Genomic DNA, 16,914 nt, shown 5'->3' on the forward strand with positions numbered 1-16,914 from the left:
GCTCATTAAAAATTACAGGACAATCCAATCGTAAAAGACTTTTGGGCCGGATAGGCTCCGTAATCAATGCCCTGCTGTAGGAGTGACTGGTTGAAGGAACTTACTTCGGGATCGAAACCTGTATACTTGGTCAGCGTGAACAAGTTGGTACCCGTTACGAATAACCGAGGGTTTTTGACCGGTCCGATTTTCGGAAAACCGTACGAAATCGTCAGCATCTTCAGGCGAACGAAACTGCCATCTTCCAGAATCGCCGAATTGATGTCGCTCGAACTGATGCCGCGTTGCGTACTCGGATATCGGACGTTGTTATGGGGCCTATCGGCAGTCCAGCGGTTGTAGTACCAGTCTTCGGTTTGATTGAAGATGACCCCCTGGTAATCCAGCAGCCCATTATTCAGGTAAAAACGCGTCAGGTTTAATACGTCATTCCCAACTGATCCCGTGAAGAAAGCCGTTACACTCAGGTTTTTCCAGGTAAAGTCATTCGTCCAGCCGAAAATAAAATCCGGGTTGGACTTTCCGATTACCTGCCGGTCGCTGGCGTCGATCTTTCCATCATTGTTCAAGTCCTGGTACTTCCACGTGCCCGGGATCTGATCCGTGAGAATGGCATAGGGATACTGGGGACTGCCTTCGTTGTTAAAATCCGAGGGTTGAGCCAATCCAACAACCCGTAACCCGTAAAACTGCCCCACTTGCTGCCCCGGTATCAGAATACCCGAAGTACCACCCAGCAAGTTTCCACTAATGTTGACGTAATCGGGCGTCTTCCGTTCCCCCAAATCCAGCAAGGTATTGATGTTTCGGGAGAGGTTCAGGCGGGAAGATAGTACCAGGTTTTTCTTCTGGATAATATTTGCCTGTACACTGACTTCCACGCCCCGGTTTTCCATCGAACCGTAGTTGTCGAGAATAGTACTCACGCCCGACTGCGAGGGCAGTGTACGCGGTTGCAAAAGACCCAGCGTCCGCTTGTTGTAGAAATCAAAGCTAAATACAAAGCGGTCGTTGGCGGAGTTAAAATCTAAACCCGCATTAAGTTGCCGGGTGCGTTCCCAGGAAAGGTTGGGGTTACCGATCGTGGTGGAGTACAAGCTCGTTCCAATGGCTCCCTCCTGCCCATACTGATAGAAACCGCTGTAAAACTGCGTGAGCGAGGAATAAGGCCCGATGGCCTGACTTCCCGTTTCGCCGTAAGAAACCCGGAATTTAGCATTCGACACGAATTTTACGTCTTTCATGAAGCCTTCTTCGTTCAGATTCCAGGCCAGAGCTACTGCCGGAAAGAGGCCGTATTTCTTGTTCTGGGCGAAAGGAGAAGCTCCATCCAGCCGCAGGGAAGTATTCAGCACGTACTTGCTTTTGAAGGAATAATTGACCCGCACAAAAGCCGATTGCAGCGTTCGGGTTTCCTTGAATGAACCAATACTCTGATTCTGGGCACTGCCGATGTTATCCACGCCAAACGCCGGAATGGCGTAACCGCTGGAAATGGTATTGAGCTGTTCGAAAATCTGGCTGTTGTATTCCCCCCCCAGCGTTGTATTGAGGTAGTGTTTTTCGGCGAAGGTTTTTTCGTACAGAAAATAGGCGTTTACGTTGTAGCTATAGGTATTGGCCAGCCCGCTGCTCCCGCTTCCTTTCGAGGCGTATCCTTCCGCGGTAGTCGGGGGTAGAAAGACCTGCCGCCGGGTGAGGTTCTGGTTCGTTCCTAAGCTGACGACGAATTGTAAGCCTTTAGCGATTGTAAACCAGTTTTCCAGATTGATGACGGAGTAGTCATTTTGCGAAACGTCCGTCTTGGACGTTAACTCATTATAGGGATTGGCAAAGTAGTAGCCCGAATATCCGGGAATGCCCGAGCTGTTAAAACCCAGGTAATTCAGCTCAATAGTTGGCGGGGCTTTCAAGCCATCCAGCAGACCACCGGAATTAGGCCAGGCCCGTCCGGACGTGATCGCCCGGTTGGACTTTTGTCGTACAAACGACAACTGCCCCCGAAGGGTATACCAGTCATTCACATCTGTATTGATGTTCGCCCGTAAGCTGGCCCGGTTATTATCAGAATTGATAATGGTACCGCGTTCGAACAGGTAGTTGCCGGAAATGTAATACGATGACTTGGGACTACCGCCGGAAACGCCCAGCGTAATGTCCTGCCGGAAGCTGGGCTGCGTAATGGCTTTCACCCAGTCGGTATTGGTCAAAGGTGCATTCAGATCTTTAAAGGGTGCTTCCCGGTTTGTCAGAGCGTAGGATTCATTCATGATCTCCGCGTATTGCCGACTGTTCATCATACGAATCGGATTCGAAATCTGTCCGAATGAGGTACGATTCACCAGTTCTACCCGTCCTTCCCCGCGTTTACCCGTTTTCGTAGTGATAAGGATCACTCCATTCGCTCCCCGGGAACCGTAAATGGCCGTAGCCGCGGCATCTTTCAACACTTCCATGCTTTCGATGTCGTTTGGATTGATGCCGTAAAGTCCATTCTGGGCATAGGCTCCGGTAAAGTTGGCCGAAGCTTCGCGGTACGGCGGCATCGGAAAGCCGTCAATCACGTACAATGGTTCGTTGTTTCCGCTCAACGAGTTATTGCCCCGAATCCGTACGACGGTTGCCGCTCCGGGTTCGCCGGAAGTTTCCGTTACCTGTACGCCCGTAACCCGCCCCTGCAAAGCCTGATCGACGGTATTGACAACGGCCGTTTTGATCTCCGTAGCGGCGACCCGGGAAGTAGCCGTAGCCAGATCTCTTTTGCTTTGCGTACCATACCCTACGACAACGACTTCGTTGAGAGCCTTGACATCTGGTACCAACCGTACGTTGAGTACGGGACGCCGATTTACGAGTTGTTCCTGAGCTTTGTATCCGGTAAAGCTAAAGACCAGGATGGCCTGATCGTTGGGCACTTTTAACTGGTAAGAACCGTCGGTATTGGTAATCGTTTGGATTTTTGTGTTTTTAACCGTGATTCCTACACCAGGCAGACCGCCCGATTTTTCGTCCGTAACCCGGCCTTTTACGAAGCGTCCGCCGGGCAAACTATCCGCCGCAACCTGGGCATTTGGCGGCGTTACAGGTAGTGAATCTGCCGTTACGGGTTTCGCTGTATGGGCTGGCTTAGGTACATTAGCCGGTTTAGGAATTGTGTCTGTAGGTATGACTAAACGATCGGATTGGGTGACGCGGCGGGGTGTCTTGACCGAATTAGGACGGACGGGCCGAGCCGCTGGTTTCGGGACTGTGTTGGATGGAATCACCAGACTATCCTGTTGAATTACCCGGCGGGGCGTAGGCGTTGAGTCGGGTCGAACGCGTGGTTTGGGAATCGTATCGGCTTTGGGTACTGGAAGAACCAGCGTATCCGGCTTTGCCAGTGGATCCGGTTTCGTTTGCTGAGCCTGTATCTCATCGGTCAGGATTATACCGAGTAAAAGGCTGGCACAAACGATGAAAGAACCGGTTTTGGGCCGGACTTTTTCAAGGGGTTGAAGAGGTTCCATAGAACGAGTATCAGAGCAAATAGATGCACTACCATTTTTCTTAATACGTATCCTAAACACTCAGTAAATGTCAGATAGCGTCGGCAAGATTCGCAGGTAATTTGTATTATAAATAGTCTTTTAAAGCTCAGGACTGGCGTGGATATTGAAGCTGCGTAAAATCGAGTGAACTTGTTAAAAAAAATTATTCCACTTCGCTAACTCCTGAACTTACAGGCCTACTTGTAGAAAAGAACGCTACAAAAATTACTTACGATTATTTACGTGTATTAGGTTTTATGTTTGCTTAATTCCCTTATCTAAAATCAAGCAATTCTTTCCAGTACTCAGTCAATGAAGACGTTATCACTCGCTGGATCAATGCCCACGGGTACCTTTAATATCGATATATTTATTTAACAAGTTTCTTTCTGTCAGATTATGAAACGACCAATAAGCCACAAAAAAAGCAGCCTTTGGGGCTGCTTTTTCTTTATACAAATAGCTTGGATACGCCGTAAATTAGTTTAGAGGTTAAGTGTGACACCGTTACATTTGTTACTTATTGTCTCTAGTTTCTGAACCAAGTTTTGTTCTTTTATGAATTGAATTTATCGTACTTTTTTCAAAGCCATGGCTACGTGCTGCTGAACGCCACTTTGATGATGAATGATTTTAGCGGCATTATTACGTTCAAACCGATGTTCGCTAATGAAGTAATGCAAACCTACTAACAAACCCAAGGCTACTCCTACGGCTGCGATCATTCGTCCGGCCTGTGCAGGCTGTACAATGAGTAGATTCGCACGGAGCGTTTTTCGCTCCATCCACCCTAAGGCTATCAAGCTCAATAAAACAATCGTTAACACAAGCATAGACGTAAGAGTTTTGGTGAAAAGGGTGTAAAACAAATGTATGACAATCCTTCTGCTAACCAAACGCCTACCCGATTTATTTATGATTTTTACAACAAAGTTTTAAGTTTTTTTAATGAAACCTCTTCTGTCGCAGCTACGATGGGGGACATCTGGCGAGACTTTGGTACTTTTAAATCATTGAATCATTTTCTGCTAACCTTAAATTTCTGATGAGGTCACGGTTTATTTTCTTCGCCCTGTTTTACCTATCGTATACTTTTGGCTTCACTCAGGCACCCAAACCTTTACCCCCCGGCGAGATTCTGCTGAACCTCAAACGTTTAAACGTACTGGGTTCGGCGATGTACATTGCGGCTCACCCCGACGACGAGAACACCGTCATGCTGGCCTGGCTCGCCAAAGAGCGACTGGTGCGTACGGGCTACCTGTCATTAACCCGGGGTGATGGCGGCCAGAACCTCATTGGCTCAGAGCAAAGCGAACTAATGGGTCTGATTCGTACCTACGAATTACTAGCTGCCCGCTCCATTGATGGTCCCGAGCAGTACTTCACCCGAGCCAACGACTTTGGCTTTTCTAAGAATACAGACGAAACTTTACAGGTATGGGGTAAAGATGCGGTACTGGCCGACATCGTCTGGCGGATCCGGAATTTCCGTCCGGATGTGTTAATCTGCCGGTTTCCACCGGATTCCCGGGCGGGCCACGGCAACCACTCCGCTTCGGCTGCTTTGGCTGAAGAGGCCTTTCAGCTAGCGGGAGACGCCAGCAAATTTCCGGAGCAACTCAAATATGTAAAACCCTGGCAACCCAAGCGAATCGTCTGGAATACGTTTGCCTTTGGCGTAAACCCGGCTCAGCGGCCAGCGGAAGGTAGTTGGATTTCGGTCGAAATTGGCGGCTACAATCCTCTACTGGCGACCTCCTATTCTGAACTTGCCGCTGAAAGCCGTTCGCAGCATAAATCGCAGGGGTTTGGTGTACCCAGAACCCGGGGCGTGAAAATTGAATATCTGGTACATAAAGCGGGTGAAAAGGCCACGAAAGACGTGTTTGACGGTGTAGAAACCAGCTGGAACCGTGTCAAGGGAGGTGCGGCTGTACAGGCTATAGTCAACAAGGCTATCGAACAATTTCGCCCCGATCAGCCCGCCGCCATCATTCCTCTGCTTGTACAGGCCTATCGACTCGTCGATAAATTGGACGATGCCTACTGGAAAGAACAGAAGAAAAAAGAACTCTCCCAGCTCCTGGTTGCCTGTGCCGGGCTCTGGTATGAAAGTAATCCCTCCGAGTATGCTGTAGCGGGTGGCGAACCCGTGCAGCTGACGACCACGTTCATCAAACGCTCCGAGGCTCCGGTCACGCTTCAGTCCATTCGCTGGACCAGCTTCAATAAGGATACTACACTCAATGTGTCAATTCCTAACAATGAATTGCAACGTCTGGTTTTTCAGACTACCATTCCGCAAAATCAAACTATTACCCAGCCCTACTGGCTCATGCAGCCGAAAATGGGCAAAGGCATGTATCGCGTGGATGACCAAGCCCTGAACGGTCTACCCGAGAAGCCTTCCGACTTTCAGGCTCTTTTTTCCGTAACCATCGGTGGACTGCCGCTAACGCTGACAACCCCCGTTCGTTATAAATACACGGATGCGGTTCGCGGCGAATTGTACCGTCCCTTTGAAGTACGCCCGAGCGTAACGGCTACGCCAACTGAAAAAGTATTGGTTTTTGCGGACGATCAACCGAAGACGTATACCGTGATGTTAAAAGCGTCGCAGGCGGGTGCATCTGGGAATGTGAGCCTGGAATTGCCCGCAGGATGGAAGTCGGAGCCGGCTCGGATTCCCTTTCAGTTTACTTCGAAATTTCAGGAACAAACCGTTTCCTTTCAACTGATTCCACCAGCTCAGGCTTCCGAAGCCAGCGTTCAGGTAAAAGTTCAGACGGCCAATCAAACCAGTAATCGCGGCCTGTACGAAATTGGATACGAACACATTCCGGCTCTTACGGTATTTCCCGTGGCGGAAAGTAAACTGGTCCGGCTGGAAATAAAGAACAAGGCTAAGCTGATTGGGTACATTCCCGGAGCCGGAGATGAAATTCCGGCGGCCCTGCGTCAGATGGGTTGTACGGTGGTGAATCTGGGCGAAAAAGAATTAACCGGCTCGCTGGCGGCTTACGACGCGATTGTCGTGGGCGTACGGGCGTACAACGTTAACGATCGGATGAGCTATTACCAGCCCCTTCTGATGGACTACGTGAACAACGGCGGCACAATGGTGGTGCAGTATCAGGTCAATTCCGGCATTCAGCCGCTGAGTAAGGGAATGGGTCCCTACCCCTTTCACTTGTCGCGGGATCGGGTAACGGTGGAAGAAGCCCCCATGCGATTCCTGAAACCCGAACATCCGATTTTGAATACGCCTAATAAAATTACCAATCAGGACTTCAACGGCTGGATTCAGGAACGCGGCCTGTACTTCTCCGATGAGTGGGATCCGCAGTACCAAACCATTTTCAGTAGTAACGATCCTAATGAAAAGCCGCTGGACGGTGGTATGCTGGCTACTGCTTACGGAAAAGGCTGGTACGTTTTTACGGGTTACGCATTCTTCCGGCAATTACCCGCGGGTGTACCGGGAGCCTATCGCCTCTTTGCCAACCTGATTTCGTTAGGAAAGTGAGCTGGAGCGTTTCAGTTGGGTTGAGATGGGTTGAGGTTTGAATTGGTTTAAGGTGTAACGGGTTGAATGATTCTTGCGTTTCAGTCGCACGATCATTCAACCCGTTTTTTACTAGATGATCTTCATTTAAGCCGCCTGACAGCATAATGACTGCTGATCAAACCTTTTTAAACTTCAAACTAACATCAAACCTCAAACCAATGCAACATAACCCCTCATCGCTCGTGCTGGACTACCGTCAGTACGGGAATGGCTGAATGATTCACTACCTTTTCGGCGATGCTACCGTGAAACCAATAGCTCAACCCTTTGCGACCATGGGTATAGAGGGCAATCAGGTCCGCCTGGATTTCGCGGCCGTACCGGACAATCCCGGCTTCTTCACTTACCGCGTCAATGATCGTGTATTCGTATTTTTCAATTCCCAGCTTTTCCGCTAATTGACCCATTTCTTCTTCCAAATCTTCGAACGTACGATCCAGAAAACCGGTATTTACCGTTAAAAAATGAAGATTAGCTTCCGCAACCCCGGGAAACGTTAAAAACTGTCGAATGGACTCTATATTCGTAAAATCCGTTGGGAACAGTATAGTTTTGAGCTCAAGCGGGTCTCCATTTTTCACAATCAGAACCGGGCATTTCGCCTGTCGGACTACCCGTTCGGCGTTTGATCCCGTCGTTTGTTCCTTCCAGCCCGAAGCTCCTTCGGACGCCATTACGATCAAATCTACTGAACTGGCAGCAATGGTTTCGCCAATCGTCCCTTTCTGCCGATCGACCAAAGCCGATACCGGTACTTTATGATATTTAGGCTGATCCAGTAGACAGCGAAGCCGATTCTCCACCCCTTCGATCCGTTCTTCAAAAGCATCGTCAGTATCTTTCATGAACAAGCTTTCCTGTAAAACGGGCTCCGGGTATTTAAGTACCCCCAGTAACCGAACAGAAGCCTGCATCGGTTGAGCCAGCTCAACGGCTAAGTCCAGTGCTTTCAGAGATAATGAGCTAAAATCAGTGGGAACGAGTATGCTTTTCATTGCTTTGCGTCTTAAATGGATACCCAAAACAACGACAGAATGGTCTCTCTAAGAATGTCAGGTGTAAGGTGATCTGGTGATAAAAATCAGTTTTCCTGATTGGTTATTTATTGTTGTATAGAAATTCCTGCATGGCATAATTGAACCCTTCGAAGTTAGGTGTTCGGTTGAAGAAGGGGCTGCGAGTTTTTACATTACGCTAGACATTCGTGACTGGTGCAGGTTACCAAACCTGTATCTACCATCCAGTTTTCCCCGCATTGCATACGGGGCTAGTCAGATTGAACCCCTTCGGGGTTGGGTATTCAATTCAAAAAAGGGGCTGCACGCTTTTACATTGTACTTACCATTTTGAAGCTTCGATCTCAATCTTCCATTTTCTTAGTAAAGATACGGTAACTCGAGCGGGACGCGTTGTCCATAGCATCCGCTACGGACTTTCTCGTTAGTAGGCTGTGCCTACCGGGCTGGTCGCAACCGTATGACATCTGGTGCAAGTTTCCTCTAGTAGCCGTCCAAAGCCAAACCCCATCCGCCCGTTTATAAACAAAAAAATACCCCGACTCGTAAGCCAGGGTATTTCTTTAACTATATCGGACAGAAAGCTTACGCTCCTACGCCGCGACGGATGATGTTCAGGGCACCACCTGCTTTGAACCACTCGATTTGAGCAGCATTGTAGGTATGATTTACCGGGAACGCTTCCGTTGAACCATCCGCGTGATTGAGTACAATCGTCAGTTGTTTTTCGGGAGCAAACTCCGTCAAGCCAACGATGTCGATTGTATCGTCTTCGCGAATCTTGTCGTAATCTGAGCCGTCAGCGAAGGTCAGAGCTAACATGCCTTGTTTCTTCAGGTTCGTTTCGTGGATACGGGCGAATGATTTCACCAGAATCGCACGAACACCCAGGTGACGAGGCTCCATAGCTGCGTGCTCGCGAGAAGAACCTTCACCGTAGTTTTCATCCCCTACAACGATCGTTCCTACGCCTGCTGCTTTGTAACCGCGTTGTACACCGGGTACCGTTCCGTACTCGCCCGTCAGCTGGCTCTTCACTTCATTCGCTTTTTCGTTGAAGAAGTTGGTCGCACCGATGAGCAGGTTGTTGGAAATGTTATCCAGGTGACCACGGTATTTCAACCAGGGACCCGCCATAGAGATGTGGTCCGTTGTACACTTACCTTTCGCTTTGATGAGCAGCTTCAGGCCCGTGATGTCCGTACCTTCCCAAGGCGTAAACGGCTCGAGCAGTTGCAGACGATCAGAAGTGGGTGATACAATCACTTCCACCGTTGAACCATCTTCCGCCGGAGCCTGGTAGCCCGCATCTTCCACGGCGTAGCCACGGGGCGGCATTTCCAGACCTTGTGGCTCATCCAGTTTCACGGCCTGACCTTCTTCGTTGATCAGCGTATCCGTCATCGGGTTGAACGTCAGGTCACCCGCGATGGCGAAAGCCGTTACGATTTCCGGAGAAGCTACGAACGCGTGCGTATTGGGATTGCCGTCGTTACGAGCTTTGAAGTTCCGGTTGAAAGAGGTAATGATGGAGTTCTTTTTGGTAGGATCGTTCGTGTGACGAGCCCACTGACCGATACAGGGACCGCAGGCATTCGCCATCACAACGGCACCCATCGTATCGAAGATGCTGATGTATCCGTCACGCTCGATGGTGTAACGAACCAGTTCTGAACCCGGCGTAATCGTGTATTCTGCCCGGGGTTTCAGTTTTTTATCAACGGCCTGTTGAGCTACGGAAGCCGCACGGGTAATATCTTCGTAGGAAGAGTTCGTACAAGATCCGATCAGACCTACTTCCAGTTCTGCGGGCCAGTTGTTTTCCTGTACCGCCTGAGCGAACTTCGAAAGCGGCCAGGCCAAATCCGGCGTGAAGGGACCGTTGATGTGGGGTTCCAGCGTCGACAGATCCAGTTCGATGAGTTGATCGTAGTATTTCGCGGGATCAGCGTATACTTCGTCATCTGAACGCAGGTATTCCGCTACACTGTCAGCCAGATCAGCTACATCGGCCCGGCTCGTACCTCGCAGGTATTCGGCCATGCGTACGTCGTAAGCAAAGATGGACGTCGTTGCTCCGATTTCAGCACCCATGTTACAAATGGTTGCTTTACCGGTTGCAGACATACTTTCAGCTCCTTCGCCAAAGTATTCCACGATCGCACCCGTACCACCTTTTACCGTCAACTGACCGGCTACCCACAGAATCACGTCTTTGGCAGAAGCCCAGCCGCTGAGTTTACCCGTCAGTTTTACACCAATCAGTTTAGGTTGTTTCAATTCCCAGGCCAGACCCGCCATAACGTCGCAGGCATCGGCACCACCTACCCCGATGGCGATCATGCCCAGACCACCCGCGTTAGGCGTGTGTGAATCCGTACCGATCATCATACCGCCGGGGAACGCGTAGTTTTCCAATACTACCTGGTGAATGATACCCGCTCCGGGTCTCCAGAAACCAACTCCGTATTTATTGGAAACCGAAGAAAGGAAATCAAATACTTCCTTCGATTGTTGTACTGCATTGTTAAGGTCTTCGGTAGCTCCTACTTTAGCCTGAATCAAGTGGTCACAGTGTACCGTTGAAGGTACGGCTACCTGCGGACGACCCGCCTGCATGAATTGAAGCAGAGCCATCTGAGCCGTTGCATCCTGCATTGCCACGCGGTCGGGTGCAAAATCAACGTAATCTTTTCCCCGTGAGTACGCTCTTTCCAGAGGATTTTCCCAAAGGTGAGAATATAGAATTTTCTCGGAGAGGGTCAGGGGTCGACCGAGTACTTGCCGAGCGGCGGCCACTCGTTCGGGCATCCGGGCGTACACGGTCTGAATCATCTCAATGTCAAAAGCCATCGTTGTATCTAATCGTTTAAATAAATGAAGGAACAGGTTTCGCCCTCAAAAATACAAAACATGCGGGGTCATATTTCGATAAAATCTGAAAATCCTGCTTAACTATTATACATAGCTACTGCATTTGACAATCCCGCCGTTTCTATTGGCATGTAGTTTTATATCATTTTAACAAGCAAATCTGCCAATAAGTTTAGGCTTGAAAGGCACGAATTGCAGTGGTTTCGGAATTTTGTCCTTTACTTTGGCAGACACTTCCCATACCCCTACTACCACTAACTATGGCTAAAAAGAACCTCGTCATTGTGGAGTCACCGGCGAAGGCAAAGACCATTGAAGGTTATTTAGGAGCTGATTTTCAGGTTAAATCCAGCTACGGACACGTCCGGGATTTGCCCGATAAAGGCCTCGCTATTGACATCAAAAATGGTTTTTTACCGACGTACGAAGTTTCTCCCGAAAAGATAAAAGTGGTCAACGAACTGCGGCAACTGGCAAAATCTTCGCAAGAAGTTTGGTTAGCAACCGACGATGACCGCGAAGGAGAGGCCATTTCCTGGCACCTCAAAGAGACCCTCGGCTTACCTGATACGACTAAACGTATCGTTTTCCGGGAAATCACCAAGACGGCCATTCAGAAAGCCATCCAAAGCCCGCGTACCATCAATCAGGATCTGGTGAACGCTCAACAGGCTCGCCGGGTACTGGATCGTTTGATTGGCTTCGAACTTTCGCCAGTCTTGTGGGAAAAAGTAAAACGCGGTCTTTCGGCGGGTCGTGTACAGTCCGTTGCGGTGCGTTTGGTGGTTGAACGCGAACGTAGTATCGACCAGCACCAGAGCAAATCGAGCTTCAAGGTAGTTGCTCAGTTTCTGCTCGACGGTAATAAGGTATTACAAGCCGAATTGCCGAAAAATTTCGAAACGGAAGCTCAGGCCCGGGCTTTCCTGGAAAAGTGTAAAGGTGCTACCTTCAGCATCCGGAACCTGGAGACTAAACCAGCCAAGAAGTCTCCCGCTCCGCCCTTTACTACCTCGACCCTCCAGCAGGAAGCCAGCCGCAAACTGGGTTTCGCCGTAGCCGCGACCATGCAATACGCTCAGAAACTGTACGAAGCCGGTAAGATTAGCTACATGCGTACGGATTCAACCAACTTGAGCGAGGAAGCTTTAGCTAAATCGAAAGCTTCGATCATCGAGCAGTTTGGTGAGAAATACTCGCAGCAGCGTCGGTACAAAACCAAGAATGATTCGGCTCAGGAAGCTCACGAAGCCATTCGGCCTACGGACTTCTCCGTACCTTCAGCGGGCGAAACCCGTCAGGAACAGCGTTTGTATGAATTGATCTGGAAACGTGGTATCGCCTCGCAAATGGCCGATGCCCAATTAGAGCGTACCACAGCAACTATTGGCATTTCTACTACTTCAGAAGAACTCATCGCCCAGGGTGAGGTCATTAAGTTTGATGGTTTCCTGAAAGTGTATCTGGAATCCAAGGATGATGAAGACGAAGAAAGCAAAGGGATGTTGCCCCCGCTTTCCATCGGTCAGATTCTGAATCTGGATGTGCTGAAAGCGACCGAGCGGTTTAGCCGTCCTCCTGCCCGTTTTACGGAAGCCAGTCTGGTAAAGGAGCTGGAAGAACGCGGTATTGGACGTCCTTCCACTTATGCCCCGACGATCTCAACGATCATCAAGCGGGAGTACGTCGTCAAGGAAGACCGACCCGGTAAAGAGCGGAACTTCAAGGAGTTGACGTTGAAAAATGATGAACTCACGGAGAAGACGGGCAAGGAAACCTATGGTACGGAAAAAGCGAAACTCTTTCCGACCACCATCGGCATGATCGTTAATGACTTTCTGGTAGATAATTTCGATAACGTCGTCGATTTCAAGTTCACGGCGGATATGGAAGAAGAGTTCGATAAAATTGCGGAAGGCCAAATCGAATGGCAACGCATGATCGACAACTTCTACAAGAATTTTCACCTGACGATTGAGCAAAGCTCCTCTGCCGAACGTAGTTCCGTGAAATCGGCCCGCGAACTGGGTATCGACCCCAAAACCGGCCGTATGGTTTCGGTTCGCTTAGGCAAATATGGTCCGTTCGCTCAGTTAGGTGATTCCAAAGAAGAGCAAAAGCCGCAGTACGCTCCCCTTCCCAAGGATAAATTACTGGAAAGCATTACGCTGGAAGAAGCCATTGAGCTTTTTAAACTGCCGCGTACCGTTGGTGAACTGGAAGGCAAGGAGCTGCTGGTGAACATCGGCAAGTTGGGTCCGTACATCAAGTTCGATGAGAAGTATTACAATCTGAGCGAAGGCGATGATCCGTATACGATTGACGAAGAACGAGCCATTCAGGTGATTCAGGAAAAACGGGCAGCCGAAGCTTCCGACGCCATTGGTGAGTTCGAAGGTCAACCCATTTCGAAGGGTAAAGGCCGCTTTGGTCCGTATGTGAAGCACGATGGTAAGTTCTATTCCCTACCCCGGGGCATGAATCTGGATACGATTACGCTGGCCGAAGCGATTCAGATTATCCAGAATAAACGAACCGCCGAAGCCAATAAAATTATCAAGGAGTTTCCGGAAAATACGACCGTCAAAGTACTCAACGGCCAGTATGGTCCATACATCCAGATTGGCAAGCGGAACGTGAAAATTCCCAAGGGAACCGAGCCCGCTTCTCTGACTCTGGAACAATGCCTCGAGTTAGGAGGCGAAAGCCCGGCAGCCGCTACGGAAGAAAAGAAAACGACTCGTAAGAAAGCGGCACCTAAAAAATAAGCTGCCTCTACTTACCGTTACTGAAAACCAATACTGCCAGCCCTACGCTGCAGTATTGTTTTCAGGGGTTTGAATGGGTTTAAGGTTTGAAGTTGTTTGAAAGTTTGAAAAAGTTCACTGGACAGTACATTTTGGATCATCAAAGGTCTTTCGAACTCAAACCCATTCAAACCTTAAACTCGCTCAAACCCAATCAAACCCTCTTCATTTTCTATGAAAAAAGTAGTCGTATTAAGCGGAGCCGGAATTTCCGCTGAAAGTGGCATTAAAACGTTTCGGGATTCAGATGGTCTCTGGGAAAATTACCGGATCGAAGACGTAGCTACGCCAGAGGCCTGGCGAAGAGATCAGGCTCTGGTGCTTGACTTCTATAACCAACGCCGCAAACAGGCCCTGACTGCCGAACCGAACGCAGCTCATCACATTCTAGCCGAACTGGAGAAAAATTTCGAAGTTCAGATCATTACGCAAAACGTAGATAATCTCCACGAACGGGCGGGCAGTACACACGTCTTACACTTACACGGGGAGTTGTTCAAAGCCCGCTCGACGAAAAATCCGGCCTTGATTTATGAACTGGAGGATTGGGCTCTCAATGTAGGCGATCACTGCGAACTGGGCAGCCAGTTGCGACCGCATATTGTCTGGTTTGGTGAAGAAGTTCCGGCCATTCAGGAGGCGATTCCGTACTGCGAAGAAGCAGATGTATTCATCGTGGTTGGCACCTCTTTACAGGTATATCCGGCGGCAGGTCTGGTTGATTTTGTTCGGCCCAATACGCCCATTTACGTAGTCGATCCGAATCTACCTTCCGTCTCGCGTCGGAAGAATGTAACGTATATTCCTGAGAAAGCCAGTCTGGGTTTGCAAATGATTCAAAATCAATTGCAGCCTTAAAATACCCGAATGTCCGGAATCTGGGCCTTTTAACAATAATTAGTAGGCTTTGCTGGACTTTTCTTCCTATTTATGAGTTATTATAGGTGAAATTTCATTAACACGATTTGATATGCGTAAATGGTTCATTCCGGTAGCACTGCTTGCTGCCCATTTAGCAACCGCTCAGAATCAGGCTCCTGTTACGGAACCGGTAAAGACGAAAGCCCCAACCAACTGGTTTAATCTTGACTATTCAGCCGATAAAATCCGCGGCGTAAGTTCAGAGAAAGCCTACGAATTAGTTAAAAAACGTAAATCATCGCCCGTGATCGTAGGGGTGATCGATTCCGGAATTGATATCAACCATGAAGATCTGAAATCGAAAATCTGGACCAACCCCAAGGAAATTGCGGGTAATGGTAAGGACGACGACAACAACGGCTATGTGGATGACGTACACGGCTGGAGCTTCCTCGGCAATAAAGACGGACAGAACGTCGATAAGGAAGGACTGGAACTGACCCGGGAATACGGTAAGTACAAGAAACTTTTCGACGGAAAAGCGGAAGCCGATATTGCTGCCGATCAGAAAGACGCCTTCACGTACTATCAGGAATTAAAAATTGCCTACAACGAGAAAGCTCAGGAGTCTAAAATGATGCTTCCGTTGATTGAAAACCTGCTGAAGTCTTATACGGAGCTGGTGCAACGCTGAAGGAGTACCTGAAGAAGGATACCGTTACGGCGGAAGATGTAGCTAAAATCGATAAAACGACCGCCGATGGCAAACTGAAGCGGGCGATTGCCGCCTACGAACGCGGTTTCCAGATGGGTTATAACGAGAAAGAGTTGCAGGAAGCTTACGATCACTACAAGACGGAAGCTGAAGTACAACTTAATCCGGATTACAACGCCCGTCAGACTATCATCGGTGATAATCCGGAAGATACCAAAGATCATAACTACGGCAATAACGACGTGATTGGCCCTGACGCTCGTCACGGTACGCACGTAGCGGGTATCATCGGTGCCGACCGTAATAATGATCTGGGCATGAAGGGCGTCGCTGATAACGTAAAAATCCTGGTCGTACGGGCCGTACCGGACGGCGATGAGCGTGACAAAGACGTGGCTAATGCCATTCGTTATGCCGTCGACAACGGAGCACAGATTATCAACATGTCGTTCGGTAAAGCGTATTCACCCCAGAAAGAAGCGGTTGATGAAGCCGTGAAATACGCAGAATCGAAGAATGTACTGCTGGTTCACGCCGCTGGTAACGAATCGCAGAACACGGATGTAGAGCCTAACTTCCCGAACCGTAAACTCAAATCGGGTACTGAGCCTAACAACTGGATTGAAGTAGGTGCGTTGAGCTGGGAACCCAACAAAGTAGCCAACTTCTCGAACTACGGTAAAAAAGGCGTGGATTTGTTCTCCCCCGGCGTGGCTCTGTACTCTACCGTACCCGGTTCAAAATACGAAGAGCTGGACGGTACGTCGATGGCCGCTCCGGTAGTAGCGGGTGTAGCGGCTCTGGTGAAATCTTATTTTCCCAAAATTACGGCCGCCCAGTTACGGCAATTGCTGATTGAATCAACCGTGAAGTTTCCGGAACAACAGGTAAATCAGCCCGGTGGCGAAGGTCAGGTTGCTTTTGGCGAACTTTCTAATTCAGGCGGTGAAGTAAACGCTTATAATGCCGTAAAATTGGCCCTGGAATGGGAAAAAGCGGGTAAGATTAAATAGTGTACTGTTTTTAGTTTACCGTTTTCAATTAACTGTGACAACCGGGAAGTTTGGAGGTCTTCTGATGAGGAAGAAATCTGGACTTCCGGTTTTATTTTTGTTACATACTTAATTCGAGAGAGCCCACTGGTGCGATAATCAGGCAGGTAAGAACCTGCCTTTTTCGTTTATTTATTGCCATAACTGGGCAGTTGGAAACTACCACATGGTAGGTACAGGTTTAGAAACCGGCACTAGTACAGCACATCTTAGGCATTATAACCCTGAAGGGGTTCAATAACATTAAGCTCCGTATACAATGTAGCGGAATCAAATCGGTAAGCTAACCATGGGTTGCACCCATGGCTAAACAAATGAAACCCCTCCGGGGTTACACGGCCCCCTTTTTCATCCAGGCTTGCATACCGACTCGCCAACCCTGAAGGGTTCAATTTCAATAGCCCCGTATGTAATGCGGGGAACTGAACCACCCAGTAGGCACAGCCTACAAATTAAAAATCCGTAGCAAATGCTACGGACAACCCGTC

Annotated in this window: 9 protein-coding genes; 5 read left to right on the forward strand and 4 right to left on the reverse strand. The window is 49.1% G+C overall.

Going from position 1 to position 16,914, the window contains the following annotated elements; all coding sequences use genetic code 11:
• Positions 1-5: 5 nt before the first annotated feature.
• Together BWI93_RS05010 and BWI93_RS05015 are read right to left on the reverse strand one after the other, a co-directional pair.
• Entirely contained in the window at positions 6-3,509 is a 3,504-nt protein-coding gene (locus BWI93_RS05010; RefSeq protein WP_094809046.1) for a SusC/RagA family TonB-linked outer membrane protein, read from the reverse strand.
• A 590-nt stretch (positions 3,510-4,099) separates the two neighbouring features.
• Positions 4,100-4,363, reverse strand: coding sequence for a hypothetical protein (locus BWI93_RS05015; protein WP_141217357.1), 264 nt, complete (start codon positions 4,361-4,363; stop codon positions 4,100-4,102).
• A 212-nt stretch (positions 4,364-4,575) separates the two neighbouring features.
• On the opposite strand from BWI93_RS05015, the gene BWI93_RS05020 reads away from it, so the two are divergent.
• Positions 4,576-7,059 (forward strand): PIG-L family deacetylase, encoded by a 2,484-nt coding sequence (locus BWI93_RS05020; RefSeq protein ID WP_094809048.1) that lies wholly within the window; start codon positions 4,576-4,578, stop codon positions 7,057-7,059.
• A 215-nt stretch (positions 7,060-7,274) separates the two neighbouring features.
• On the opposite strand, the gene BWI93_RS05025 is transcribed toward BWI93_RS05020, so the two are convergent.
• Both BWI93_RS05025 and BWI93_RS05030 read right to left on the reverse strand, forming a co-directional pair.
• Complete coding sequence (locus BWI93_RS05025) at positions 7,275-8,096, reverse strand: universal stress protein (RefSeq protein ID WP_094809049.1); 822 nt, start codon at positions 8,094-8,096, stop codon at positions 7,275-7,277.
• Positions 8,097-8,702: 606 nt separating this feature from the next.
• Entirely contained in the window at positions 8,703-10,970 is a 2,268-nt protein-coding gene (locus tag BWI93_RS05030) for an aconitate hydratase (protein WP_094809050.1), read from the reverse strand.
• Between the two features lie 281 nt (positions 10,971-11,251).
• Between BWI93_RS05030 and topA the strand changes: the two genes are divergently transcribed.
• From topA to BWI93_RS28540, 4 genes are all read left to right on the forward strand, one after another.
• Positions 11,252-13,759 carry a type I DNA topoisomerase gene (gene topA / locus BWI93_RS05035; RefSeq protein ID WP_094809051.1) on the forward strand — a complete coding sequence of 836 codons (2,508 nt, stop codon included), beginning with the start codon at positions 11,252-11,254 and terminating at the stop codon, positions 13,757-13,759.
• A gap of 213 nt (positions 13,760-13,972) precedes the next feature.
• Positions 13,973-14,656 carry an NAD-dependent deacylase gene (locus BWI93_RS05040; protein WP_094809052.1) on the forward strand — a complete coding sequence of 228 codons (684 nt, stop codon included), beginning with the start codon at positions 13,973-13,975 and terminating at the stop codon, positions 14,654-14,656.
• Positions 14,657-14,768: 112 nt separating this feature from the next.
• Positions 14,769-15,353 carry a S8 family serine peptidase gene (locus BWI93_RS28535; RefSeq protein ID WP_094809053.1) on the forward strand — a complete coding sequence of 195 codons (585 nt, stop codon included), beginning with the start codon at positions 14,769-14,771 and terminating at the stop codon, positions 15,351-15,353.
• A gap of 113 nt (positions 15,354-15,466) precedes the next feature.
• Complete coding sequence (locus tag BWI93_RS28540; protein WP_094809054.1) at positions 15,467-16,387, forward strand: S8 family serine peptidase; 921 nt, start codon at positions 15,467-15,469, stop codon at positions 16,385-16,387.
• Positions 16,388-16,914: the final 527 nt, after the last annotated feature.

This window comes from Siphonobacter sp. BAB-5385, from assembly GCF_002261125.1.
Taxonomy (GTDB): Bacteria; Bacteroidota; Bacteroidia; order Cytophagales; family Spirosomataceae; genus Siphonobacter.

What these genes read in the sequence shown, in the direction of transcription:
- BWI93_RS05010 (WP_094809046.1), bottom strand. Translation starts at nt 3,509, where the DNA reads ATGGAACCTCTTCAACCCCTTGAAAAAGTCCGGCCCAAAACCGGTTCT.
- BWI93_RS05015 (WP_141217357.1), bottom strand. Translation starts at nt 4,363, where the DNA reads ATGCTTGTGTTAACGATTGTTTTATTGAGCTTGATAGCCTTAGGGTGG.
- BWI93_RS05020 (WP_094809048.1), top strand. Translation starts at nt 4,576, where the DNA reads ATGAGGTCACGGTTTATTTTCTTCGCCCTGTTTTACCTATCGTATACT.
- BWI93_RS05025 (WP_094809049.1), bottom strand. Translation starts at nt 8,096, where the DNA reads ATGAAAAGCATACTCGTTCCCACTGATTTTAGCTCATTATCTCTGAAA.
- BWI93_RS05030 (WP_094809050.1), bottom strand. Translation starts at nt 10,970, where the DNA reads ATGGCTTTTGACATTGAGATGATTCAGACCGTGTACGCCCGGATGCCC.
- topA (WP_094809051.1), top strand. Translation starts at nt 11,252, where the DNA reads ATGGCTAAAAAGAACCTCGTCATTGTGGAGTCACCGGCGAAGGCAAAG.
- BWI93_RS05040 (WP_094809052.1), top strand. Translation starts at nt 13,973, where the DNA reads ATGAAAAAAGTAGTCGTATTAAGCGGAGCCGGAATTTCCGCTGAAAGT.
- BWI93_RS28535 (WP_094809053.1), top strand. Translation starts at nt 14,769, where the DNA reads ATGCGTAAATGGTTCATTCCGGTAGCACTGCTTGCTGCCCATTTAGCA.
- BWI93_RS28540 (WP_094809054.1), top strand. Translation starts at nt 15,467, where the DNA reads ATGGGTTATAACGAGAAAGAGTTGCAGGAAGCTTACGATCACTACAAG.